Source organism: Streptomyces venezuelae (genome assembly GCF_008642355.1).
GTDB lineage: Bacteria > Actinomycetota > Actinomycetes > Streptomycetales > Streptomycetaceae > Streptomyces > Streptomyces venezuelae_B.
Map to the genome: position 1 here is coordinate 302946 of NZ_CP029193.1, position 21901 is coordinate 324846.

General features: G+C 72.0%; 21 protein-coding genes and 1 pseudogene. 12 read left to right on the top strand and 10 right to left on the bottom strand.

Translation table 11 applies throughout. From position 1 onward, the window contains the following. Positions 1-10: 10 nt before the first annotated feature. Positions 11-2074 carry a pectinesterase family protein gene (locus DEJ47_RS01320; RefSeq protein ID WP_150164082.1) on the bottom strand — a complete coding sequence of 688 codons (2064 nt, stop codon included), beginning with the start codon at positions 2072-2074 and terminating at the stop codon, positions 11-13. A gap of 201 nt (positions 2075-2275) precedes the next feature. Here DEJ47_RS01320 and DEJ47_RS01325 point away from each other — a divergent pair, with 201 nt between their 5' ends. Together DEJ47_RS01325 and DEJ47_RS01330 are read left to right on the top strand one after the other, a co-directional pair. Beyond that, the gene (locus DEJ47_RS01325) at positions 2276-2692 is read left to right on the top strand and encodes a YciI family protein (protein ID WP_150164083.1); all 417 of its coding nucleotides are present in this window, start codon (positions 2276-2278) and stop codon (positions 2690-2692) included. 37 nt (positions 2693-2729) lie between these two features. Further along, the gene (locus tag DEJ47_RS01330; RefSeq protein ID WP_150164084.1) at positions 2730-3962 is read left to right on the top strand and encodes an RNA polymerase sigma factor; all 1233 of its coding nucleotides are present in this window, start codon (positions 2730-2732) and stop codon (positions 3960-3962) included. Here the strand turns inward: DEJ47_RS01330 and DEJ47_RS01335 are convergent. Continuing rightward, positions 3932-4864: a LysR family transcriptional regulator gene (locus tag DEJ47_RS01335; RefSeq protein ID WP_150164085.1), complete on the bottom strand. Its 933-nt coding sequence runs from the start codon at positions 4862-4864 to the stop codon at positions 3932-3934. The genes DEJ47_RS01330 and DEJ47_RS01335 overlap by 31 nt on opposite strands. Positions 4865-5020: 156 nt before the next feature. Here DEJ47_RS01335 and DEJ47_RS01340 point away from each other — a divergent pair, with 156 nt between their 5' ends. Beyond that, a complete protein-coding gene (locus DEJ47_RS01340) occupies positions 5021-5776 on the top strand; it encodes a sulfite exporter TauE/SafE family protein (RefSeq protein ID WP_150164086.1) in 756 nt (251 codons plus the stop codon). Positions 5777-6020: 244 nt separating this feature from the next. Then, positions 6021-6305 (top strand): plasmid mobilization protein, encoded by a 285-nt coding sequence (locus DEJ47_RS01345; RefSeq protein WP_150164087.1) that lies wholly within the window; start codon positions 6021-6023, stop codon positions 6303-6305. Between the two features lie 22 nt (positions 6306-6327). Here DEJ47_RS01345 and asnB read toward each other — a convergent pair whose 3' ends face one another. Beyond that, complete coding sequence (gene asnB, locus DEJ47_RS01350; RefSeq protein ID WP_150164088.1) at positions 6328-8169, bottom strand: asparagine synthase (glutamine-hydrolyzing); 1842 nt, start codon at positions 8167-8169, stop codon at positions 6328-6330. Between the two features lie 216 nt (positions 8170-8385). Continuing rightward, a complete protein-coding gene (locus DEJ47_RS01355; protein ID WP_150175364.1) occupies positions 8386-8976 on the bottom strand; it encodes a TetR/AcrR family transcriptional regulator in 591 nt (196 codons plus the stop codon). 206 nt (positions 8977-9182) lie between these two features. Between DEJ47_RS01355 and DEJ47_RS01360 the strand changes: the two genes are divergently transcribed. Further along, a complete protein-coding gene (locus DEJ47_RS01360) occupies positions 9183-10145 on the top strand; it encodes a DMT family transporter (RefSeq protein WP_150164089.1) in 963 nt (320 codons plus the stop codon). Here DEJ47_RS01360 and DEJ47_RS01365 read toward each other — a convergent pair. Further along, positions 10096-10686 (bottom strand): TetR family transcriptional regulator, encoded by a 591-nt coding sequence (locus DEJ47_RS01365; RefSeq protein ID WP_150175365.1) that lies wholly within the window; start codon positions 10684-10686, stop codon positions 10096-10098. The two genes, DEJ47_RS01360 and DEJ47_RS01365, sit on opposite strands and share 50 nt — an antisense overlap. 221 nt (positions 10687-10907) lie before the next feature. Beyond that, positions 10908-11963, bottom strand: a pseudogene (locus tag DEJ47_RS01370) (MFS transporter); the annotation flags it as partial. 234 nt (positions 11964-12197) lie between these two features. On the opposite strand from DEJ47_RS01370, the gene DEJ47_RS01375 reads away from it, so the two are divergent. The 4 genes from DEJ47_RS01375 (at position 12198) to DEJ47_RS01390 (ending at position 16371) form a co-directional block, all read left to right on the top strand. Next, positions 12198-13085, top strand: coding sequence for a Gfo/Idh/MocA family protein (locus DEJ47_RS01375; RefSeq protein ID WP_150164093.1), 888 nt, complete (start codon positions 12198-12200; stop codon positions 13083-13085). 434 nt (positions 13086-13519) lie between these two features. Beyond that, entirely contained in the window at positions 13520-14341 is an 822-nt protein-coding gene (locus DEJ47_RS01380; RefSeq protein ID WP_150164095.1) for a helix-turn-helix domain-containing protein, read from the top strand. 139 nt (positions 14342-14480) lie between these two features. Next, positions 14481-15521 carry a 3-oxoacyl-[acyl-carrier-protein] synthase III C-terminal domain-containing protein gene (locus DEJ47_RS01385; RefSeq protein WP_150164097.1) on the top strand — a complete coding sequence of 347 codons (1041 nt, stop codon included), beginning with the start codon at positions 14481-14483 and terminating at the stop codon, positions 15519-15521. Between the two features lie 61 nt (positions 15522-15582). Beyond that, positions 15583-16371 carry a GNAT family N-acetyltransferase gene (locus DEJ47_RS01390; protein WP_150164100.1) on the top strand — a complete coding sequence of 263 codons (789 nt, stop codon included), beginning with the start codon at positions 15583-15585 and terminating at the stop codon, positions 16369-16371. 21 nt (positions 16372-16392) lie between these two features. On the opposite strand, the gene DEJ47_RS01395 is transcribed toward DEJ47_RS01390, so the two are convergent. From DEJ47_RS01395 to DEJ47_RS01405, 3 genes are read right to left on the bottom strand one after another with little or no spacing between them, the layout of a single operon-like run. Further along, positions 16393-16950, bottom strand: coding sequence for an isochorismatase family protein (locus tag DEJ47_RS01395; RefSeq protein ID WP_150164102.1), 558 nt, complete (start codon positions 16948-16950; stop codon positions 16393-16395). Positions 16951-17000: 50 nt separating this feature from the next. Continuing rightward, a complete protein-coding gene (locus DEJ47_RS01400) occupies positions 17001-18413 on the bottom strand; it encodes an MFS transporter (RefSeq protein ID WP_223828187.1) in 1413 nt (470 codons plus the stop codon). Beyond that, positions 18410-18853, bottom strand: a complete 444-nt coding sequence (locus tag DEJ47_RS01405) for a MarR family winged helix-turn-helix transcriptional regulator (RefSeq protein WP_150164104.1) — start codon at positions 18851-18853, stop codon at positions 18410-18412. The genes DEJ47_RS01400 and DEJ47_RS01405 overlap by 4 nt, the downstream gene beginning before the upstream one ends. Before the next feature lie 203 nt (positions 18854-19056). Between DEJ47_RS01405 and DEJ47_RS01410 the strand changes: the two genes are divergently transcribed. Beyond that, positions 19057-19326 (top strand): hypothetical protein, encoded by a 270-nt coding sequence (locus tag DEJ47_RS01410; protein WP_150164106.1) that lies wholly within the window; start codon positions 19057-19059, stop codon positions 19324-19326. Here the strand turns inward: DEJ47_RS01410 and DEJ47_RS01415 are convergent. After that, positions 19323-19691: an ArsR/SmtB family transcription factor gene (locus DEJ47_RS01415; protein WP_150164108.1), complete on the bottom strand. Its 369-nt coding sequence runs from the start codon at positions 19689-19691 to the stop codon at positions 19323-19325. The genes DEJ47_RS01410 and DEJ47_RS01415 overlap by 4 nt on opposite strands. Before the next feature lie 95 nt (positions 19692-19786). On the opposite strand from DEJ47_RS01415, the gene DEJ47_RS01420 reads away from it, so the two are divergent. Both DEJ47_RS01420 and DEJ47_RS37295 read left to right on the top strand, forming a co-directional pair. Then, on the top strand, positions 19787-21772 hold the full coding sequence (locus DEJ47_RS01420; RefSeq protein ID WP_150164110.1) for a heavy metal translocating P-type ATPase: 1986 nt from the start codon (positions 19787-19789) through the stop codon (positions 21770-21772). Beyond that, positions 21769-21897, top strand: a complete 129-nt coding sequence (locus tag DEJ47_RS37295) for a hypothetical protein (protein WP_263398880.1) — start codon at positions 21769-21771, stop codon at positions 21895-21897. The genes DEJ47_RS01420 and DEJ47_RS37295 overlap by 4 nt, the downstream gene beginning before the upstream one ends. Positions 21898-21901 lie beyond the last annotated feature (4 nt).

Here is a 21901-nt window from a genome sequence, read left to right on the forward strand (position 1 = left end):
GGGTCCGGCTCTACGGCTTCCAGTCCCCGAGCCAGTCGGCGGTCTCCTGGCTCGTGGCCTGGGCGTCCGTCAGGTGCGGGCGGTCACCCCTGGGGCCGCCCGCACCCGGTCCGCTGTTGCGGTACTCGGCGAAGCGGTCGTCCTTCCAGGAGAAGCCGCCCATGTCCGTCCAGGGGCCCGGTTTGATCGCGGCACTGAGCACGGTGTCGCGGACTGTGGTCTGCGGGTCGAGGGTCGCGTCGCCGCCCGCGTGCCAGGGGCGGCCGAGGTGGAAGCTCCGCGCGGCCACGTCGCCGTTGACCGTGCAGCGGGTGATGAGGAACCCCTTGCGCCCCGCCGCCGTGCTGGGAGCGGTGACGTAACCGGCCGACGTGCCGTCCCAGCGCTTCTTCAGGGTGAGGACCGACTTGTCGATGACCGCGGTCGCGCGGCCGAAGACGAAGTCGGTGTTGCCGATGACGTAGGAGTTGGTCAGGTGGACGCGGCCCGGCCTGTCCTTGCCCGCCGTGTCGAGGAGCAGGGTGTCCTGGTCGCCGCTGACGATGAGCGAGTCGAGGCGGACCCGGTCGGCGGCGGTGCGCAGCGCCACCGCCTGGTGCCCGTCCAGCTTCTGGTTCCGTGCCTCGTCGAAGTCGTTGGAGACGGTGAGGTTGCGGGCCGTGAAGTCGTCGGCCTCGACGGCGAAAGTGGCGCTGCCGCCCGTGCCGTACGTTCCCGAACCGTCCGGCTTCGGCGTCCCCGCGGCGTTGTTGAAGACGATGACGGTGTCCTTGCGGCTGCTGCCCGTGCCCTCGACCGTGACGTGCGGCTTGTTCGCCGGGACCTCGACCGTCTCGCGGTAGGTGCCGGGCGCGACACGGATCACGGCGCGTGAGGTGTTGCCCGCGGGTACGGCGTCGACGGCCTTCTGCACGCTCGTGTAGCGGCCGCTGCCGTCCTTGGCGACGGTGAGGACGCGGCCGGCGGCGCGGGCACCGGCCGCCGCGCCGAGCGAACTCCTCGGTCCCGCACCGGACTTGAGGAGCGCGGGGACGTCGGCTGCTCTGTCGAGGGCGTACTTGTAGTACGTCTTGGGGTCGAAGGCCGTGCCGCCGCTCTCGTTGCGGCCGCTCGTCCCGGAGAACACGTTGCCGCGCCGCACGAGCGCCGCGGAGCTGTCCTTGACGACCGGGTTGTTGACGCCCTTGAAGTAGCTGTTCTCCAGGACCATCTTCGTCCGGCCGCGTGCGTAGCTGCCGTAGGACGAGGTGATGCGGGTGCCCGCGTCGTCCTGGAGGTAGTTGTTGTAGAGGTGCGCGTGGGCGACGTTGTCCGTGGAAGGGTTGCGCTGCTCGGTCTCGCGGAACCAGTTGTGGTGGATCGTGAGGTCGGCGGTGGCGTTCTCGGTCCAGCCGATCCCGAACGTCTTGTTGTTGTCGCTCAGCCTGTTCCAGGACACCGTCACGTGGGTGGTGTCCTTGCGGCTGTCGATGAGGCCGTCGGCCATGTGCCGCAGGTCGTTGTGGTCGATCCACACGTGGTGCGCGCCGTCCATCTGGATGGCGTCCCAGTCGTGCTCCTTGTCGTTCCAGGTGCCCCGGTACGCGTCCCGGATCGTCAGGTTGCGGATGATCACGTTGTGCACGCCGCGGCCGAGGAAGAAGCCTCCCCCGACGATGTGCCCGGCCGTGCCCGCGCCCACGATCGTCTTGTCCGAGGCGACCTTGATCTCCTTGCCCTTGGGGTCCACGGCGATGGTCCCGGCCACGACGATCACGTACGGCTCCCGGGCGGTCGCGTACTTCTCCAGGTCGGCGAGGGTCCGCACGGTGACGGTCTTCCCGTCCCGTCCGCCGTACGTCCCCTTCTGCCCCTGGGCGTGGACCGACGCGAAGCCGTCGGCGGCGTCGTCGGCCCAGGCCGGCGCGGCGGCGGGTGCCGGCGCGGCCGCCGCGCGGGGCTCCGCGTCCTCACCGAACGCCCCGAAAGCCGTCCCGTACACCAGGGCTCCCGCGGCGGCGACGGCCAGCGGGGCGCCGGTCACCAGAGCCGTCCTCCTTCTGCGGTGCCGCGGCTTGCCGTGGAGTTCTCTCATGCGTCGCTTCCCATCTGTACGGACGTGGGGGGGAAGGCCCGTGTCCGGTGGACCGGGCCGCTGATCAGTCGTCGCCGAGGGCAGAGAAGGTTGCCCGCCGATAAAATTCTTTCCGCGAGGTGTCGAGAACGTGTCGCGTGCGCCGACGTCCCCTGTGAGAGTCGCCCGCAAGGGGTGACCGCACAGCCGAGGAGCGAAGTCATGAAGTATCTGGTGATGGTCCAGGGCTCGCAGGCCGACTACGAAGCGATGTCCGGCAAACCGTCCGCGGACAGCCCGGCCTGGAGCGAGAAGGAACTGCAGGCGATGTTCGCCTTCATGAGCGAGCTCAACAACGACCTCGCCGAGTCCGGTGAGCTCGTCGACGGCCAGGGACTCACGGAGCCGGCGCAGACCCGGTTCGTCAGCCGGGACAAGGACGGCCGCCCGGTCATCACGGACGGGCCCTACGGCGAGACGAAGGAGGTGCTCGCCGGGTACTGGGTGCTCGACTGCGAGAGCCTGGAGCGCGTCACCGAGATCGCCCTGCGCATCAGCGAGTGCCCCTCCCCGGAGGGCGTGGTCGACCCGCCCGTGGTGATCCGCCCCCTCCAGGACGCGTCGGGGGGCGAGGTCTGAGACGCGCGGAGCACCCGGTGAGACGTACGAGCACGCCGTGAGGCCCACGACCGGGACCGAGGACCTGCTGCGCCTGCACGCGCCGCAGGTCCTCGGCGCGCTCGTCCGCCGGTACGGACACTTCGGCGCCGCCGAGGACGCCGTACAGGAAGCGCTCCTCGCGGCGGCGCGACAGTGGCCCGACCAGGGCCTGCCGGAGAACCCGCGCGGCTGGCTGATCAAGGTCGCCTCGCGCCGTCTCATGGACCAGCTGCGCGCCGACGAGGCGCGGCGGCGGCGCGAGGAGGACGCGGCGCGGCTGACGCCCCGGGACGCGTTCACCGCTCCCCCGCCGGGCGAGAGCCGCGCCCCCGCGGACGACGACACGCTCACGCTGCTGTTCCTGTGCTGCCGCCCCGAGCTGAGCCCGGCGGCGCAGGTCGCCCTGACACTGCGCGCCGTCGGCGGCCTGACCACGGCCGAGATCGCCCGCGCCCACCTGGTGCCCGAGGCGACGATGGCGCAGCGGATCAGCCGCGCCAAGGCGAAGATCAAGGGGGCGCCCTTCCGGCAGCCGGGCCCCGCGGACCGCGACGCGCGGCTCGCCGTCGTCCTCCAGGTGCTCTACCTGATCTTCAACGAGGGCTATACGGCCACCTCCGGCGACGCCCTGCGCCGAGCGGACCTCGCCCGCGAGGCGATCCGTCTGACGCGCGCGGTACGCCGCCTCCTGCCCCGGGAAGGTCCGGTGACGGGCCTCCTCGCACTGATGCTGCTCACCGAGGCACGGAGCGCCGCGCGGACCGGCCCGCACGGTGAGCTCATCCCCCTCGACGAGCAGGACCGCACCCGCTGGGACCGGCGGGCGATCGCCGAGGGCACAGCTCTCGTCGAGGAGGCACTGGCCCAAGGCCCGCCCGGCCCCTACCAGTTGCAGGCGGCCATCGCGGCCCTCCACGACGAGGCGGCCACGCCGGACAGCACCGACTGGCCGCAGATCCTCGCCCTGTACGACATTCTCGTACGCCTCACCCCCGAACCCATGGCCGGGCTGGGGCGGACCGTCGCCTACGCGATGGTCCACGGGCCGCACGCCGGCCTCGATGAACTGGCGTCGTTCGAGGACGAGTTGCGGGGCCACTACCGCCTCGACGCCGTCCGCGCCCACCTCCTGGAGAAGGCCGGAGACACCGAACGCGCCCGCGCCGCCTACCGGTCGGCGGCCCGGGGCACGCTCAGCCGCCCCGAGGCCCACTACCTTCAGACACGTGCCGCCAGACTGGCACCCTGAACCGGCACCCGGCCGGCCGGTGCGCAGTGCCCGGCGACGGTGTCCGCGAAAGCGCGCGCCAGCGGGCTCAGCGCATCCCAGCGGCGCACCGCCCACCCCACCGGAAGCGGCGGCAGTTCGGGCACCGGAACGAGACGCAGCCCCGGGGGCCCGCACTCGCGCCACCCCGGCAGCAGCGGCACGACGGCCCGGCCGAGCCCGAGCTCCGCGAGGAGGACGGCGGTGTCCCAGTCGGCGACGCTGGTCACCGTCCGCAGCACCACGTCCAGTTCGCCGAGGCGCGCGTCGAGCCGGGCGCGGGACGTCGACCCCTCCGGCGGCGTGATGAGCTGCCCCGCGGCCAGTTCGGCGGGCTCGACGCGCGGGCGCACGGCGAGCGGATCGTCGGCGCGGACGGCCAGGACCCAGGGCAGTTCCACGACGGGCCGCTGCTCGATGCCGCGCACGGGCTCGCCGACGGTGATCCAGGCGAGGTCGAGGTCGTCGGCGGCCAGGGCCTCGAAGCAGCTGCGGCTCGAACTCATGGTCTGGAACTCCAGGCCGACGCGCGGGTAGCGGTCCCGGAAGCCGACGACGGCCTCGGTCATGAAGTGCCGTACGGAGGTGGCGCCGGTGGTGATCCGCACCCTGCCGCCCTCGCCGCGCACCTGCTCCTGGAGGCGGCGCACGGCGAGATCGATACCGCCGATCCCGTCCGAGGCGGCGGCTTGCAGGATCCGCCCCGCCGCGGTGGGCACGACACCCCGCGCCTGCCGCTCCAGAAGGCTCACGCCGAGCTCCCGCTCCAGACGCCTGACGTGCTGGCTCACGGCGGACTGCGTACAGGACAGCTCACGGGCGACGGCGCTGAGGCTGCCCGCCCGGCACACGGCGATGAAGACGCGGAGGTCGTCGAGGGTCACGGTGGATGAAGGTATCCCTTGGGGGGATGCAAGGAAACCCGAGGATTGACTGGGGTTTTGACCGTGCACCAAGATCGATGACAGCCCGGGCGGCGACCCGGCGACGGGCGTCGACCCGGGGCCCGGCAACGTCAGGAACATCGGGAAAGGTGCTGAGTGGAAGCGCTCGAAATGGTGGCCGTGGGTGCCGCCGGTGTCGCGGCCGGCGGGCTCAACGCGGTGGTCGGGTCCGGCACCCTCATCACCTTCCCCACACTGCTGGCCTTCGGCTTCCCGCCGGTGCTCGCCAATGTGTCGAACAACCTCGGCCTGGTGCCGGGCACTCTGAGCGCCGCGTACGGCTACCGGCGGGAGATGAAGGGCCAGCTCAGGCGGCTCGTACGGTTCGGCACGGCCTCGCTCGTCGGCGGGCTGATCGGCGCGCTGCTCCTCCTGAAGCTCCCCGACGACGCCTTTCAGGCGGTGGTCCCCGCGCTCATCCTGAGCGCCTGCCTCCTGGTGCTGCTGCAGCCGTGGCTGACCCGCAGGCTCCGGAACCGCGAGGGCGGCGGCCGGGCAGACGGCGGCATACCCATGTGGTGCGGGGTCCTCGCCACCGGCATCTACGGCGGGTACTTCGGGGCGGCGCAGGGTGTGCTGCTCATGGCTCTGTTCGGCACGTTCATCCTGGACGACCTGCAACGGCTGAACGCCGCGAAGAACGTACTCGCGTCGATCGTCAACGGCGTCGCCGCGGTCGTCTTCATCGTGGTCGCGGACGTCGACTGGACGGCGGCGGGGCTGATCGCCGCCGGTTCGACGGTGGGCGGCCTCGTGGGCGCACGCTACGGCCGCCGGCTCCCGCCGCTGGCGATGCGCACCTTCATCGTGGTCGTGGGGACCACGGCCTCGATCATCATGCTGATGCAGTGAGGACGTGAGGAGCGGGGTGCCGCGGTTCACACCGGCAGACCCCGCACGTCGGAACACCACCCCATGGTTTATCGTTGAACATGATGTGGCCCCGACCGCGATTCCCCCGTCCGGTCGGGGTCACATCCCTTTCACGCCACCTTCGCTCCGACGCCATGTGGACGCCTTCCCCGGTTTTCACGCCTTCGAGGGCGAATATGACAAGCACAGCGCGTCACACACGCCCGGGCGGCATCATGCGTCCATGGACGGTGCCAAGCCTGTGCAGGTCTTGTTCACGCCCGACGAGTACGCCGCGATCCTGCGTCACGCGGACCGTCTCGGGGTGCCGGTGGCCGAGTTCATCCGCCGTGCGGTGACCGTCCGGGCCGAGGAGCCACCCGGCCCGAGCCAGACGTCCGACAGTCGGCGCGGGGCTTCCGTACCGCCCGTCCAGCGCGGCCTGGGCCCGGCCGGAACCCCGGCGCTCCGGCGGTTCCTCGACACCCTCGCCGCCTCGGCGGACCCCGAGGACCAGCAGAGGCGGTGACCGGGGAGACGCGGCGTGCGGGTCAGGTGAGGACGATCTCCGGACGGTGGGTGTCCAGCCAGAGCGCCAGGTCGAGCGTCCGCTCGAGGCCGCGCCGCGAGGCCTGGGTGATCTGCGGCGCCTCCCGCCCCGCGGCCTTCGCGGCCGCCTCCCGGTCCACCAGGTCGAAGACGGGGTGCCCGGGCCGCGCGAGCAGGTCCTTGACGTGCCCCTGGAGCGCCACGGCGTACTGCGGGTCCTGCGTCGAGGGGTACGGGCTCTTCACCCGGTCGTAGACCGACCGCGGCAGCACATCGGCGGTCGCCTCGCGCAGCAGGCTCTTCTCCCTGCCGTCGAAGGACTTCAGCGCCCAGGGCGCGTTGTAGACGTACTCCACGAGCCGGTGGTCGCAGAACGGCACGCGCACCTCGAGGCCGACCGCCATGCTGGCACGGTCCTTGCGGTCGAGCAGGACGCGGACGAACCGCGTCAGGTGCAGATACGAGATCTTCCGCATCCGGAACTCGAAGTCGCTCTCGCCGTCCAGGCGGCGGATGTCGCCCACGGCACCCGCGTAACTCTCCTTGACGAAGGCGGGAAGGTCGAGCGCGGCGGTCAGGTCGGGGCGCAGGATGCCGGCGTCGTCGCCGAAGTGTTCCGCGAACCGCACCAGCCAGGGGAAGGTGTCGGCCGTGCGTGCCGCCTCGTCGAAGAACTGCAGGTAGCCGCCGAAGACTTCGTCCGCGGACTCCCCGGACAGCGCCACCGTGGAGTGCTCGCGGATGGCGCGGAAGAGGAGGTAGAGCGAGGCGTCCATGTCGCCGAAGCCCATGGGTATGTCCCGCGCGCGGATCATCTTGGCACGGACGTCCGGGTCGGCGAGGGCGTGGGAGTCCAGGACGATGTCGCGGTGGTCGGTGCCCGCCGACTTCGCGACGTCGTGGACGTACGGGGTGTCGGGCGTGCCGCGCAGTTCGTCGGCGACGAAGTTGTCGGCCTGGCCGACGAAGTCGACGGCGAAACTGCGGACCGTCTCCCCCGCCTCGGCGAGCTGGCGTGCGGCGATCGCCGTCATCGCCGAGGAGTCGAGGCCGCCGGAGAGCAGCGTGCAGCGCGGCACGTCCGAGACGAGCTGACGGCGCACGATGTCGTCGAGGAGCTCACGGACCCGGGCGACGGTGGTGTCGCGGTCGTCGGTGTGCGGACGGGTCTCCAGGGACCAGTACACGTGCCGGCGCAGACCGGAGCGGTCCACCGTGACAACGGTGCCGGGCTCGACCTCGCGCATGCCGTCCCACACGGCATGCCCCGGTGTCTTGACGAGGGCGAAGATTTCCCTGAGCCCGTCGAGGGCGACCCGGCGTCGTGCGAGCGGGTTGGCGAGGATCGCCTTGGGTTCGGAGCCGAACAGGACGCCGTCGGACGTCTCGTAGTAGTAGAAGGGCTTGATGCCCATGCGGTCGCGGATCATCACGAGCCTGTCGTGCCGGGCGTCCCAGATCGCGAAGGCGTACATGCCGTTCAGCCGCTCGGCGAGGGCCTCGCCCCATTCGAGGTAGCCGCGCAGGACGACCTCGGTGTCGGATTCGGTGGTGAACCGGTGGCCGCGGCCCGCCAGTTCGCGGCGGAGCTCCGTGAAGTTGTACGTCTCACCGGAGTAGACGAGCGCGACGGCGCCCTGCGGTGTCTCGACGGTCATGGGCTGGCGTCCGCCGGGCAGGTCGATGATCGCGAGCCGCCGGTGTCCGAGGCCGGCGGGCCCCGCGGCCCAGGTGCCGCGGTCGTCGGGCCCGCGGCAGGACATCGTCTCCGTCATCGCGTCCAGGGTGGTGGACTCGGCCGTCAGATCACGGTCGAAGGAGACCCAGCCGGTGATGCCGCACATGCGCTTTCCTTCCGCTCGCCGAACTAGATGTAACTAGCACCTATGCGTGCAGCGTGCTCCTGTACTTGCGCACGGTCAACGCCCACCGCGGACGGCACGGCTCGTCGACCCCGGTGATTTCAGCCGCTCTTTACCGACTTTTACCGATGGCGGAGGGCCTGACTCGTGTCAGCAGGGCAGCCGCGAGGGAGGGTTTTGGCCACAGGCAAAGACTTGTCAACGATGCGCCGACCCCCTCTTCGCGACGGCTTCCAGCAGCGCTTCCGCGTCACCACGGGCCTGCTCGACGGCGTCCGGGAACACACGCAGGCCGTGGGCGACGAGCGCACCCTCGTGCAGCAGCATGAGCGTGCGCCCGAGCCGCGCGGCTTCGGCCCCGGACGGCGCGACACCCCCGGCGACATCGGTGAACAGCGCGAGCATCCAGGCCTTCTGGCCGACGATGATCGGGTACGCGGGATGCGCGGGGTCACTGATCTCGGCGTGCGCGTTGACCATGCCGCACCCCTTGGCCAGACGGCCGTCGGCCCCGTCGGCCCAGTCGCGCAGGGCGTCGAAGACGGCGAGGATCCGGGCCCGGGGCGTGGCCGCGGCCTCGATGTACGGGGCGAGGAAGGCACGCCAGCGTTCGTCGCGGTCGGCCAGGTACTCCACGACGATCTGCTCCTTGGAGCCGAACCGGTCGTAAAGGGTCTTCTTCGTCACCCCGGCCTCGACGGCGATCAGGTCCACGCCGACGGCGTGGATGCCGTGCTCGTAGAACAGGCGCCCGGCGGCGTCGAGGGCGCGGCGGGCGGCCGCTGTCATGACGATGCGGTGCGGGCGCGCGACGCCGCCCTCTTCTCCGTGCGCCTCTTCTTTTCCGTGCGCCTTTTCACCCATGCACCCATGGTAGACCGACCGGTATACAGCGCACATATACCGATCTGTATACTCGGCGAGGTAGACAGAACGGTTTACTCGCCCATGACGGGCCTCGCACCGACGCCGGAGGCCCGAGACGGGAGATTCCCATGAACGTCCTGCTGTCCACCGCCTTCGTGCTGACCTGGAGCTCCGGGTTCATCGGCGCCAAACTGGGCGCGGGCAGCGCGTCCGCCGTGACGGTGCTGATGTGGCGCTTTCTGCCGCTGGCCGTGGTGCTGGGGCTGGTCGCGCTGGTGCTGTCACGGGCGGCGTGGCGTGGCGTGACGGCACGTGATGTGGGGCGGCAGGCAGCCGTCGGCGCGCTGTCGCAGAGCGGCTATCTTCTCACCGTGTACCTGGCGATCCAGCTCGGCGTGTCCAGCGGGACGACCGCACTGATCGACGGCACCCAGCCGCTGGTCGCGGGCGCGCTCGCCGGGCCCCTGCTCGGTCAGTACGTCTCGCGCACGCAGTGGACCGGTCTCGGACTCGGCGTGGCCGGGGTCGTCATCGTCACCGCCGCCGACTTCTCGCAGGGCGGCGCCACGCCCGCCTGGGCCTATCTCGTACCGTTCCTCGGCATGCTCTCGCTGGTGGCGGCGACGTTCCTCGACCGGCGTGCGCCCCGCACGGTGGCCCCGTCGGTGGCGATGACCACCCACTGCGTCACCAGCGCGGTCGTCTTCACTGGTCTCGCGCTGGCGTCCGGCGCCGCGACGCCTCCGGCCGAGGGGTCGTTCTGGGGCGCGATCGCGTGGCTGGTCGCGCTCTCCACGTTCGGCGGGTACGGCCTGTACTGGCTGATCCTGCGGCGTTCCGGGGTCACGCAGGTCAACACGCTGATGTTCCTCATGGCGCCCGTGACCGCGCTGTGGGGCGCGCTGATGTTCGGTGAGCCCTTCGGGCCGCAGACCGCGGTGGGCCTTGCGGTCGGGCTCGCGGCGGTGGCGGTCGTACGTCGAGGGGAACGGGGAGCGGAGCGGCACCCGGCCGCTGCCCCCGCCTCCCGTGGGGCGCGGGTCAGTGCGGCGTCAGCAGCGCCTGGACCGCGGGTGCGTACCGGTCGGTGATCTCGGCGATCTCCGTGGCGCGCAGGTGCGGGCCGCGGGCGATGCCGTACATCACGCCGAGGCCGAGCAGCATGCCCACGGCGAGCTCGGCCCGCAGTCCCGCGTCCGGCCCCGCGAGCCGCTCGCTGAGCCGCTGGGCCACCTGTACGCGGAAGTTGGCGCGCAGTATGTCGCCCTGCTCGCCGTGGAGCGGGGCGAAGACGATACGCAGGATCGGGTCGGCGCCCCGCTCGGCCTGGACGGTGAGCAGGTGCAGGACCATGTGGCGGCCGAGGTCGTCGACGGGGGCGTCGAGGAACGTGTCGGCGTCGGCCTCGAACGACATGACCTGGGAGAACAGGGCGTCCTTGTTGCCGAAGTACTTCAGGACCAGCGGGGCGCTGACTCCGGCCCGGTCGGCCACGGCCTTGAGGGTGATGTCCCCGTGCGCGTGCCGGGCGAGGAGATGGCGGGCGGCCCGGACGATGGCCGCCTTGCTCGCCTCGGCGTCCCTGCGCCCGCCGGACTGGGCGGGATGGGACCGGTCTCCGGCATCCTTCAGCGCGGCGCCACCCGAAGGCGCACCCTGCGGCCCTTCCGCCCCACGGGCACCGCCCGTCACCTGCCCGCCAGGGGCGGCGGGGTGGAACCGGTCGGCGGCCCCGGCTCTTCCAGCCGCCACAGCATCCGAAGGCGCGCCCTCTGCCCGACGGGCGCCACTGTCCACCCACCCGGCGTCGCCGCTCACGCGCGCCTCCCCCTCCGTGCGAACCTCGGCCATGGTCAGCTTCCTTCCAGAGCGGTCTCCTGCGCGGGCCCTTCGCGCCCCGCGCCCCTGCCGCCTGACCGCGGGGCCGGGGCCGTGTCCGAGGGTATGGCCGGCGCGACGGCACAGCCGACGAGCGCCACCGTACCGGCCAGGGCGAAGGCCAGTCGGTAGCCGCCGAGCGTGCGGAACTCGGTGCCTCCGGCGGACGCGGTGTGGCGGACGAGCACCGCGGCCACCGCCGCGCTCGAAACGCTCTGGCCGACCGTCCGCATCAGGACGTTCACGCCGTTCGCGGACGCGGTCTGCTCGACGGGCACCGCCCGGAGGATCAGCGTGGGCGGCGCCGAGTACGCGAAGGTCGTCCCGGTCGCCACGACCGCGGCGCCCAGCACGATCACCCACAACTCCCGGCTGTCCACGATGCGTACCGCATAGCCGAGCGCCATGACCGCCCCGCCGAGGGTGAGGGTCACCCTCGGACCACGTGCTGTCGAGACACGGGCCGACACCGGTAAGAGGGCCAGCATGATCACGCCGTTCGGCAGCAGGCACAGGCCCGTTGCCACGATCGACAGCTCCAGGCCGTAGCCGCTCTCGGCGGGCGCCCGCACCAGCTGTGCCGTCACCAACGAGTTGGCGTAGAAGGCGAATCCGGCGAGCAACGCGGTCAGGTGCGGCAGCGCGACGCGCCGTCCGGACGCGAGGCGCAGGTGCACCAGCGGCTGTTCCGCGCGCAGTTGCGTCCGCCACCACACGGCCAGGACGACGACCGCGTCCGCGAGGAGTCCGAGGACAGGGCCGCTCCCCCACCCCCACTGTCCGCCCTGTGACACCGCGAGCGGCAGACAGACGAGCCCGGCCGCCAGGCCGAGCGCGCCCCATGTGTCGAACCGCCCCGGCGACCGTACCGGGGACTCCCGCACGGCCCACCGGGTGAGCAGCAGTCCGGCCGTGCTCGGGGCGGCCGTCACCCAGAACATGGCGTGCCAGTCCGCGTACTGCACGACGAGCGCGGCCAGCGGCAGCCCGAGCGCCGCGCCGATCCCGACCGTGCACGGGAACCGTGAGACGGGCGCGTGGCCCTCCCCCGTCGCCGACCGCGGGAACCGGCGCCATCACATCGCCCCCGAGAATGAGGTGAATTCCCATTCACGGTAGCTGGTGAATGGGAATTCACCCGGAGGAGTTCGGGAAGGGCGCGGACGAGACGTTCCGTCCGGCCCGTGGCCGTGAACCGCCCCGGGCCACCGCCCACCCCCGCCGCGGCAGGGCCGCTGTCGGCGGCTTCGGTCATACTGCGGCCCATGAACCGACTCCGCTTCGGCCTGGTGGGCACCGGCCCCTGGGCCTCCGCCACGCACGCGCCCGCGCTGTCCCGGCACCCCGGGGTGGACCTCAACGGCATCTGGGGCCGCCGCCCCGAGCCCGCGGCCGCGCTCGCCGCCGAGCACGGGACGAGGGCGTTCGCGGACGTGGACGAACTGTTCGCCGCGTGTGACGCCGTGGCGTTCGCGGTGCCGCCGGACGTGCAGGCACCGCTCGCCGCGCGGGCCGCGGCGGCCGGGTGTCACCTGCTGCTCGACAAGCCGGTGGCCACGACGACCGCCGGGGCGCGGGACCTCGCCGCGGCGGCCGAACGCGCCGGCGTCGCCTCCGTGGTCTTCTTCACGCTGCGCTTCACCGCCGCCTCGGCGGCCTGGCTGGCCGAACAGACCGCCACGGGCGGCTGGTTCACCGGCCGCGCCGACTGGTACGGCTCGTTCTACGCGCCGGACGGCAGCGCCGCGTTCTCGTCACCCTGGCGTGCGAGCCGTGGCGGCCTGTGGGACGTGGGCCCGCACGCCCTGTCGATGCTGCTGCCCGTGCTCGGCGACGTGACGGCCGTGACGGCCGCCGAGGGCCCCAGGGACACGGTCCACCTGATCCTGCGGCACGACAGCGGCGCGTCCAGCACGGCGACGCTGAGTCTGACGGCACCGCCGAAGTGCGAAGGGCTCGCGGTGGAGCTGCGCGGCGAGAGCGGTACGGTGGCGCTCCCGCCGTGGGAGGGCGCGGGCGACGCGTTCGGCGCCGCGGTGGACGCGCTCCTCGAGTCCGTGACGACGGGCACGGCTCATCCGTGCGACGTACGGTTCGGACTGCGCGTCTCGGAGATCCTGGCGCGGGCGGAAGAGCACATCACGGCCACCTGACGCGCCCGGAACAACCACGGGCGGCCGGTACCGTGGCCGCTACGTAATGGCGAGTGACGGCACCGACCGCAGCCGGTGGTCCTACGGAACCGGAAGCGAGAAGTCGAGCTGTGCGGTCCTGTACTGCTCCGATTCCGACCACGCGGATCAGAATACGAACAGTTGTCCCACACGCTTCCCACGTCGGCTCTGTAGGCCTAGGGGGTACCCAATGCCGGGGAATTTCAGCCATTCTCATGCTCCCCGGACAAGATGCCCCGCTGTTGTGCACGGCTGTCATCCGACGTTCAAACCTGCAGGTCGGTGACCCCGCACGCTCCATGATGCCCGAGCGACTGATCGTTTTCTTCGGGCAATGTTTACTACCAAAGCCGATGTGAATATTTAGACTGATCACGCTCCAACTCGGCGTGCACCAAGAGGGATTACCCACCATGAACAAGACGGCGCTCCGCGCTCTGCTCCGCGAACGACGCGCCCTCATAGCCCCCGAATCGCACGGCTTCGCCCGACCGACAGGCCAGGGACGGCGCGCACCCGGCCTGTCGCAGCACCAGGTCGACCAACTGCTCCACCGCACGTTCGGGACGTACCACCGTCTCGAGTCCGGCAATTACCCCAACCCGCCGACCTCGTTGCTGCGCGACGTGGCGCGCCTGTTCGGCCTCAACGAACAGGAGTGGGTCTCCCTCTGCCGCTACGCACTGCTCCAGGACCCGCCGGGTCCGCTCCACCTCTCCTCCGGCAAGGAGGTCCCCGGCGTCTGGCAGGAGGCGGTCGACGGGATCGGGCACATGGCCTACGTGACCGACGCCTCCTGGGAGATGCTCGCGTACAACACGGCCTTCGCCGGGATGTTCCCGGGCGGCAAGGTTCCCGGCAACACCCTGCGCTGGATGCTCCTGGACCCGCACGGGCGCGAGACCCTGATGGACTGGCACACCGCCTGGGCCCCGATGGTCCTCCCCCAGCTGCGGGCCGCGCTCGCCACCCGGCCCGACGACGACATCCTGCGACAGATCGAGAAGGAGATCCTGGCCGACCCCGAGACCGCCGACCTCTACGCCGCGGGCAACTCCCACCCCCACCCCGACGGTGACGAGCGTCCCCTGATGCACGCCCTGGAGGGTCCCGGCTGGGTCACGATGTGCGCGGCGCAGCCCCTGACGGCGCCCGGCTCCCGGCTGATGATCCTCGTGTTCCACCGCGGCTCGCAGCGCGTCCATTCGCGCGCACCCAACCTGCGCTCCGACTGATTCGTGTACACACCGCGCACCACCCCGGGCGGATATCGCACACACATTCGAGCAGGTCACGCACAACAGGGCATTCTCGGCACAGTGCAGTAATTTGGCCACGTCCCCACCCGCGCCGCCGACCATGGGGAGCCGCCTCGTGACTGCTCACGTACTGCGACCACGGACCGTCCTCGGCGACCACAAGGTCACCACGGCCGAGATAGCCGACGACGTGAGCGCGCACCACGCCGACCACCCGCGCCTGCGCGCCATACTCCGCGTCATCGGCAACTCCGGCGTCCGGACCCGCCACTTCACGCGCCCACTCGACTCCCCCACCGTGTCCGGCACGGCCGACGTCGGGGAACGCGCCCGGGTCGCCTTCTCCGACGCGCTCGACATGGCCGAACGGGCCTGCGCCGCGGCCCTGGACAACGCCGCCCTCACCGCGCGCGACATCGACGCCGTCGTCACCACGCACACCACGAGCTGGGCCGTCCCGAACCTGGACATCCACCTCGTCACACGGCTCGGCCTCCGCCCCGACCTGCGCCGCGTGGCACTCACCTCCGTGGCCTGTCCCGGCGGCGCCCAGGCCCTGACCCGCGCCGCCGACCTCCTCGCCGCACGGCCGGGCAGCAAGGTCCTTGTGGTCGCCTCCGAGGTGCTGTCCAGCATCTACCACCACAGCGACACCACCATCGAGTCGATGATCTACAAAGCGCTGTTCGGCGACGCGGCCTCCGCGACCGTCGTCACCGACACCCCGCTGGGTCCCGGCCTCGCCGTCGAGGACACCTTCGAGTACGTCCTTCCCGACAGCCTGGAACGCCAGCGCGGCAGGATCGCGGAGGACGGCATCCACTTCGACTCGACCAAGCAGGTCCTGGCCGCGGTCACCGACGTGACACCGCCCCTCCTGGAGTGGATGGGCCCCCAGCAGCCCGACTTCGCCGTCATCCACCCCGGCAGCCCGCGCATCATCGCCGACACGGCGGCCGCGCTGGGCCTGGACGAGCACGCCGCACGGCACTCCACGGACACACTCGGCCACGAGGGCAACCTGGGCGGCGTGAGCATCCTGCGCGTCCTGGAACGCACCCACGCCGACCCTCCCGAGGACGGCGCGCACGGCGCGGCCGTCGCCTTCGGCCCCGGCTTCACCACGGCGGCCCTGCGCTGTCGCTGGCACGCCTAGGACCCGCCGGCTCCGGTGAAAACCGGTTGCCGCCGCCGCGCCCCGCTGCTGAGGTGACCGCATGGATCACGCAGCGGTACTGGCCGCGTACGACCGTCAGCTCCGGCACGACACCACGGGCGAGGGCGGTGACACCCGGGTCGAGCGGACCGGGGACGTCGTGCGCGTCACCGGTTCCGCGCACGACTGGAACGGTGTCCTGTGGGCCGATGTCGACACGTCGACAGCGGACGCCGTGATCGCGGAGCAGGTGCGCCATTACACCGCCGCGGGCCGCGAGTTCGAGTGGAAGCAGCACTCGTACGACCGTCCCGCCGACCTCGGCGAGCGGCTCCTCGCGGCAGGCTTCGAGGCCGAGCCGGCAGAGACGTTGATGGTCGCCGAGGCCGCCGCGCTGCCCGCGGGCCCCGAACTGCCCGACGGCGTCCGGCTTGTCCCGGTGACGGACGCGGAAGGCGTACGCCTCATGTCCGAGGCGCACCTGGCCGCCTTCGGCGAGGGCGACGCGGCGCTGAGCGAGCGTCTCGCACGGCGTGTGCTCGCGCAGCTCGCCGAGACACCGGACGACATCGTCGCGGTCGTCGCGATGGCCGGCGACCGGCCGGTGTGCGGCGCCCGCATGGAGTTCTGTCCCGGTACCGACTTCGCCGGGCTCTGGGGCGGCGGCACCGACCCGCTGTGGCGCGGCAAGGGCATCTACCGCGCGACGGTCGCCTACCGCGCCCGCATCGCCGTCGAGCGCGGCTACCGCTATCTGCAGGTCGACGCCACCGACGACAGCCGCCCGATCCTGGACCGGCTCGGCTTCACGACGCTCTGTACGACCACGCCGTACGTGTACCGGCCGTGACGCCCGAGCGGGCCGCGCTGCTCAGGCGCGGCCGAGCAGCGCGGTGATCGCTTCCGCCGTGTCCGTCTCGCCGAGCCGCGGGAAGATCTTCTCCACGCTGTTGCGGTGGGCGTCGGCGTCCATGTCGGTGACGGCGTCGACGGCCACGGTCACGTGGTAGCCGTGCTCGTGCGCCGCGCGGGCCGTCGACTCCACGCCGATGCTCGTCGCGATGCCGGCGAGCACGACCTGGGTGACGCCCCTGCGGCGCAGTCGCCGATCGAGGTCGGTGCCGTAGAAGGCGCCCCACCGCTGCTTGGTGACGACGATGTCCGTGTCCGTACGTCCCAGCTCGGGCACCAGGTCAGCCCAGTCCGCGGGCGCGTCAGTGCCCCGCGCGGTCCCCTCGGTGCGGCCCGGGGCGCCGCCGGTCACCCGCACCAGGACCACGGGGAGCCCGCGCTCGCGGAAGGCGCGGGCGAGCGCGGCGGACCGCTCGACGATCTGCTGCGCGGGGTGGGCGGTGGGCAGCGCGGTGATGCCCTTCTGGAGGTCGACGAGGACAAGGGCGGTGGTGGGGTCGAGGACGGTGGCGGTCATGGGGGGTGCCTTTCTCGAGCGGTACTGGTGACGTGCGTGAGCGGTCGGGACTACGCGCCTACTCGGGCGGCCTGCGGTGACAGCGCGCGGTCCGTGACGGTCAGGACGACGAGGGCCAGGGCGAGGACGGCGCCCACGGCGGCCATGAGGTGCAGTCCGCCGTCGTCGGCGCGCTGCCCGTAGGCGAGGCCGATCAGACCCGAGGCCGTGATGGCGCCGATGTACTGCGCGGTGCGCTGGAGTCCCGCGGCCGAGCCGATGGCCTCCGCGGGCGCGAACTGCTGCACGGCCGCCTGGTTGCCGGTGCCCATGAGCCCCTGCGGAATCCCGAAGCAGGCACCGCCCAGGAGCAGGACGGCGAGCGGTGTGGAGTCCGTGGTGAGGAGCAGCAGCGCGCTGCCCGCGGCGAGGAGCACGGCCGCGACGGTGAGCGGCGCGCGGATGCCCTTGGTGCGCGCCCCGATCAGGGAACAGGCCAGCGCGGCGAGGGACATCGGCAGCATGACGAGTCCGGTGTGCAGCGAGGAGTAGCCGCGCTCCTCCTCGAGCCACTGGGTGAAGCCGTACATCACGCAGTACACGACGAGGTAGCTCAGTCCGTGCCGCAGGTAGGTGCGGGCGAGTGCGTGGTGGGTGCCGAGCATGCGCAGGTCGACGAAGGGGTGCGGGTGGCGCAACTGCCACCGGGTGAGCAGGGCGGAGAGCAGGACGACCGGGGCGAGCAGGGGCCACATCGGGTGGCGCAGGTCGAGCAGGAACACGACGAGGCAGCTCAGCGCGCCCGTGAAGAGCATGATCCCCAGCGGGTCGAGCGTGCCCTTCCGGTCTGCCGGTGCCTTCCCGCGCGGTATGTCCTTCGGTATCCAGCGCAGTGCTGTGGCGTACGCGATGACCGCGACCGGCACGTTGACGGCGAAGAGGGCGCGCCAGCCGGCGGTCGCCACGAGGAGGCCGCCGAGGGTCGGGCCGATCGCCGCGCTGCCGAGCGCCGCGAAGGAGAGCCGGCCGAGGACAGTGCGCGGGGTGGGGGTGCCGAGCCGGGTCGACTCGTCGCGCAGGACGGCCATCGCGGCGGGGTACGCGGCCGACGTGCCGATCCCGAGCAGCGCCCGGGAGGCGAGCAGCCAGCCGAATCCCGGGGCCGACGCTCCGACCAGGCCCGATGCGACGACGAGGACGAGTCCGGCGAGGAGGACGCGGCGCGGTCCGAGACTGTCGGCGAGCTTGCCGAGCACCGGCTGGGCGACGGCGCTCGCGAGGTAGAGCACGGAGACGAGCCAGGCGGTGTCGGAGGCGCCGACGCCGAAGTCGTGGCCGATCGCCACCAGGCCGGTGGAGATCATGGTCGTGTTGAGCGGGTTGAGCAGGGAGCCGAGGAGCAGGGGCGCGGTCAGCCGCGCTCCGAAGGCGGGCCGCTCCCGGGCCTGGCGCCGCTTCGCGCGCGCGACGGACGCGCCGGTCACTTCTGCACCAGTCGCTCCAACAGCACGACGGCGTCGGCGAGTTGACGCAGTTCGGCCGGATCGAGCTCTGCGGACACGGCCTCCGACAGCCAGCCCCGCTTGGCGGCGCGCCCCTCGGTGAGGGTGCGGCGGCCCTGGTCGGTCAGGGAGAGGACGGACTGCCGCCCGTCGTCCGGATCGGGGGCTCGCTCGATGAGCGCCATGGACTCCAGGGCGCTCACGGTCATCCGCATCGACTGCGGTCGCACGAACTCGGCGCGCGCGAGTTCCGCGGTGGTGGTGGGGCCGCCCCGGTCGAGGCGGGCGAGGACGGAGCGCTGCGAGGGGCTGAGCCCGTTCATGGGCGACGCGCTGCGCAGTTTCCGCACGAGACGCCCGACGACCTGCGTCAGATCGGCGGCGACTTGCTCCGGAGTGGGCTCTTCAGAGTGTCCGCTCATGCAGCGACGGTACGAGAAAGGAAGTCAAACTTGCAAGCCTTCCTTTCTGCCTGCGTCGAGCCCCGGGGCCCGGCCGGGACATGGCGACCACTTTGCTGCGCATACTCCTCGCGCCCGTTACATCCCTTACGCATCGCCTTGATGTCGAGTGCATAGCTTCGTGGACATCCCACTCGAATCGGAGCAATCAGAGGAAAGAGACGATGTCCATCGGCGCACGCTTGAGGGCCCTCGCGATCGTCATCGCGGCACTCGCGGCCGTCGCCATGCCGACGGCCGCGGCCTTCGCCGACACCCCCCGCACCCACCCCTCCCCGACCGGGCACGCGCCACACCTCTCCCCGCGCGAGGAGATTCAGCCCGCCGCCCACATCGTCAGGGATCTGGCCCGCAAGAGCGCCGAGCGCTCGACGGGCCGACCCATCGGCATGCTGCCCGAGCAGCCCAGGAACGCGGCGCGCGTCGCGCTCTAGCGCCCGGCGGCCGGTTCGTCGCGCAGGCCGAGCCTCAGGTGCTCGACGTGGAAGAGGGCCTGTTCGAGCAGTTCGGCGACGTGGCCGTCATAGAGGGCGTAGACGATGGAGCGGCCACGGCGTTCCCCGGTGACGAGCCCGAGGTTGCGCAGCAGGCGGAGCTGGTGGGAACAGGCGGAGGCCTCCATGCCGACGGCCTCGGCGAGATCACCGACCGCACAGGGACCTTCCTGGAGGCGGGCCAGGATATGCAGCCGTGAGGGGGTCGCGAGGGCCTGCAGGGTGGCGGCGACGTCAGTGGCCCCCACCGCGTCCAGGCGCTCGCGGGGGGTGGCGTGGTTCCTGGCGTCGGCTCCGTGACCCATGCCGCCACCCTATCGGTGACATATGAAGACCTGTTCAGATGTTCCTGTACGGTGAGCGTGTCGCCGTCCCCCCGCCCCGAAGGGGTTGCTTCGCCATGCCCTCCGACCTGATCCCACCGCCCGCACGGATGGCTCCGGCCGCCCCGCGCCCCGCGCCGGGACGACGTACCCGGGTGTTCGCCCTGCCGGAAGCGCGCTGGGCCGCCGCAGCACTGGTGCTGTTCCTGATCGCGCTGCCGCTCCAGTTGACCGGCTCACCCGCCTGGTCATGGGGACTTCTCTACGCCGCCGTCTACGTCACCGGCGGATGGGAGCCCGCCCGGGCGGGGCTGACGGCGCTGCGCGAGAAGACCCTGGACGTGGACCTGCTGATGATCGTCGCCGCCCTCGGCGCGGCCTCGATCGGGCAGACGATGGACGGCGCGCTGCTGATCGTCATCTTCGCCACCTCCGGTGCCCTGGAGGCCCTGGCCACCGCACGGACCCAGGACGCGGTGCGCGGCTTGCTCGACCCCGCGCCCGACGTCGCCACCCGTCTGTCCGACGACGGCGGCGAATCGACGGTCCCCACGCGGGACTTGGTCGTCGGGGACACCGTCCTGGTCCGCCCCGGCGAGCGGGTCGGCGCGGACGGCCGCGTCCTGTCCGGGGTCAGCGAGGTGGACCAGTCCACCATCACCGGTGAGCCGCTGCCGGCCGCGAAGCAGGCGGGGGACGAGGTCTTCGCCGGCACCCTGAACGGCACCGGCGCCCTGCGGGTGAAGGTGGAGCGGGACGCCTCGGACTCGGTGATCGCCCGGATCGTGGCGATGGTCGAGGAGGCCTCCCGGACCAAGGCGCCCACTCAGCTGTTCATCGAGAAGGTCGAGCAGCGGTACAGCCTCGGCATGGTCGTCGCGACCGTGGCGGTCTTCCTGGTCCCCCTCGCGTTCGGCGCGGACCTGACCGCCTCGCTGCTGCGGGCGATGACCTTCATGATCGTGGCGTCGCCGTGCGCGGTGGTCCTTGCGACGATGCCTCCGCTCCTGTCGGCGATCGCCAACGCCGGGCGCCACGGCGTCCTGGTGAAGTCCGCCGTGGTGATGGAGCGGCTCGGGCAGGTCGACGCGGTCGCCCTGGACAAGACCGGCACCCTGACCGAGGGCACCCCGCACGTCGCCGACGTCCGCCCGGTACCCGGCTCCGGACTGACCGAGGACTCCTTGCTGGCACTCGCGGCCGCCGCCGAGCACCCCAGCGAACACCCCTTGGGCCGCGCCGTCGTCGACGCCGCCCGCACCCGCGGCCTGTCCGTCGCCGACCTGCGGGACTTCACCTCCACGCCCGGCGTAGGCGTCACCGCCACCGTCTCCGGCCGCACGGTCACGGTCGGCGCACCCGCCCGCCTCCTCGACCGTGATGACGACACCGCGACGGCTGACGCCGCCGAGATCGCCACTGACCTCGAAGCCGGTGGCCGCACGGCCGTCGTCGTCCTGCTCGACGAGGTCCCGGTGGGAGTGCTGGGCATCGCCGACCGGCTGCGTCCCGACGCCGCGGCGACCGTCGCCGCCCTGACCGGTCTGACCGGCGCCACCCCGATGCTGCTGACCGGTGACAACCCCCGCGCCGCCGTCCGCCTGGCCGCCGAGGTCGGCATCCCCGGCGCCGAGGTCCACGCCGGGCTCCTGCCCCAGGACAAGGTCGAGGCCGTACGACGCCTGGAGGCACGCGGCCGCAGGACGCTGGTCCTCGGCGACGGTGTGAACGACGCCCCGGCCCTCGCCGTCGCCCACACCGGGATCGCCATGGGCCGCGCGGGCTCCGACCTCGCCCTGGAGACCGCCGACGCCGTCGTCGTCCGCGACGAACTCGCCGCGGTCCCCAAGGTCATCGCCCTGTCGCGCGCCGCCCGCCGCCTGGTGGTGCAGAACCTGGTGATCGCCGGGGTGTTCATCTCCGGCCTGGTCGTCTGGGACCTGGCGGGCGACCTGCCTCTGCCGCTCGGCGTCCTCGGCCACGAGGGCTCCACCGTCATCGTGGGACTCAACGGACTGCGCATGCTGCGCGACACCGCCTGGACGACAAGGAGCACGACATGACCGCCCTCGCCCTGTACCTCCCCGGTTCCGGCGCCCTTCCCCGCTGGGTGCAGATCACCGTCGGCGTGGTGGTACTCGGGCTGGTCGCGACGCGGATCTGGCTGACCTACCGGCGCCGGAAGTAGGCAC

Excerpts from the sequence above, each read along its gene's own strand:
- DEJ47_RS01325 (WP_150164083.1), top strand. The coding sequence starts at position 2,276 with ATGAAGTATCTGGTGATGGTCCAGGGCTCGCAGGCCGACTACGAAGCG.
- DEJ47_RS01390 (WP_150164100.1), top strand. The coding sequence starts at position 15,583 with ATGGATCACGCAGCGGTACTGGCCGCGTACGACCGTCAGCTCCGGCAC.
- DEJ47_RS01420 (WP_150164110.1), top strand. The coding sequence starts at position 19,787 with ATGCCCTCCGACCTGATCCCACCGCCCGCACGGATGGCTCCGGCCGCC.
- DEJ47_RS01360 (WP_150164089.1), top strand. The coding sequence starts at position 9,183 with ATGAACGTCCTGCTGTCCACCGCCTTCGTGCTGACCTGGAGCTCCGGG.
- DEJ47_RS01355 (WP_150175364.1), bottom strand. The coding sequence starts at position 8,976 with ATGACAGCGGCCGCCCGCCGCGCCCTCGACGCCGCCGGGCGCCTGTTC.
- DEJ47_RS01320 (WP_150164082.1), bottom strand. The coding sequence starts at position 2,074 with ATGAGAGAACTCCACGGCAAGCCGCGGCACCGCAGAAGGAGGACGGCT.
- DEJ47_RS01410 (WP_150164106.1), top strand. The coding sequence starts at position 19,057 with ATGTCCATCGGCGCACGCTTGAGGGCCCTCGCGATCGTCATCGCGGCA.
- DEJ47_RS01415 (WP_150164108.1), bottom strand. The coding sequence starts at position 19,691 with ATGGGTCACGGAGCCGACGCCAGGAACCACGCCACCCCCCGCGAGCGC.
- DEJ47_RS01380 (WP_150164095.1), top strand. The coding sequence starts at position 13,520 with ATGAACAAGACGGCGCTCCGCGCTCTGCTCCGCGAACGACGCGCCCTC.
- DEJ47_RS01345 (WP_150164087.1), top strand. The coding sequence starts at position 6,021 with ATGGACGGTGCCAAGCCTGTGCAGGTCTTGTTCACGCCCGACGAGTAC.
- DEJ47_RS01405 (WP_150164104.1), bottom strand. The coding sequence starts at position 18,853 with ATGAGCGGACACTCTGAAGAGCCCACTCCGGAGCAAGTCGCCGCCGAT.
- DEJ47_RS01375 (WP_150164093.1), top strand. The coding sequence starts at position 12,198 with ATGAACCGACTCCGCTTCGGCCTGGTGGGCACCGGCCCCTGGGCCTCC.
- DEJ47_RS01395 (WP_150164102.1), bottom strand. The coding sequence starts at position 16,950 with ATGACCGCCACCGTCCTCGACCCCACCACCGCCCTTGTCCTCGTCGAC.
- asnB (WP_150164088.1), bottom strand. The coding sequence starts at position 8,169 with ATGTGCGGCATCACCGGCTGGGTCTCCTTCGACCGTGATCTGACGGCC.
- DEJ47_RS37295 (WP_263398880.1), top strand. The coding sequence starts at position 21,769 with ATGACCGCCCTCGCCCTGTACCTCCCCGGTTCCGGCGCCCTTCCCCGC.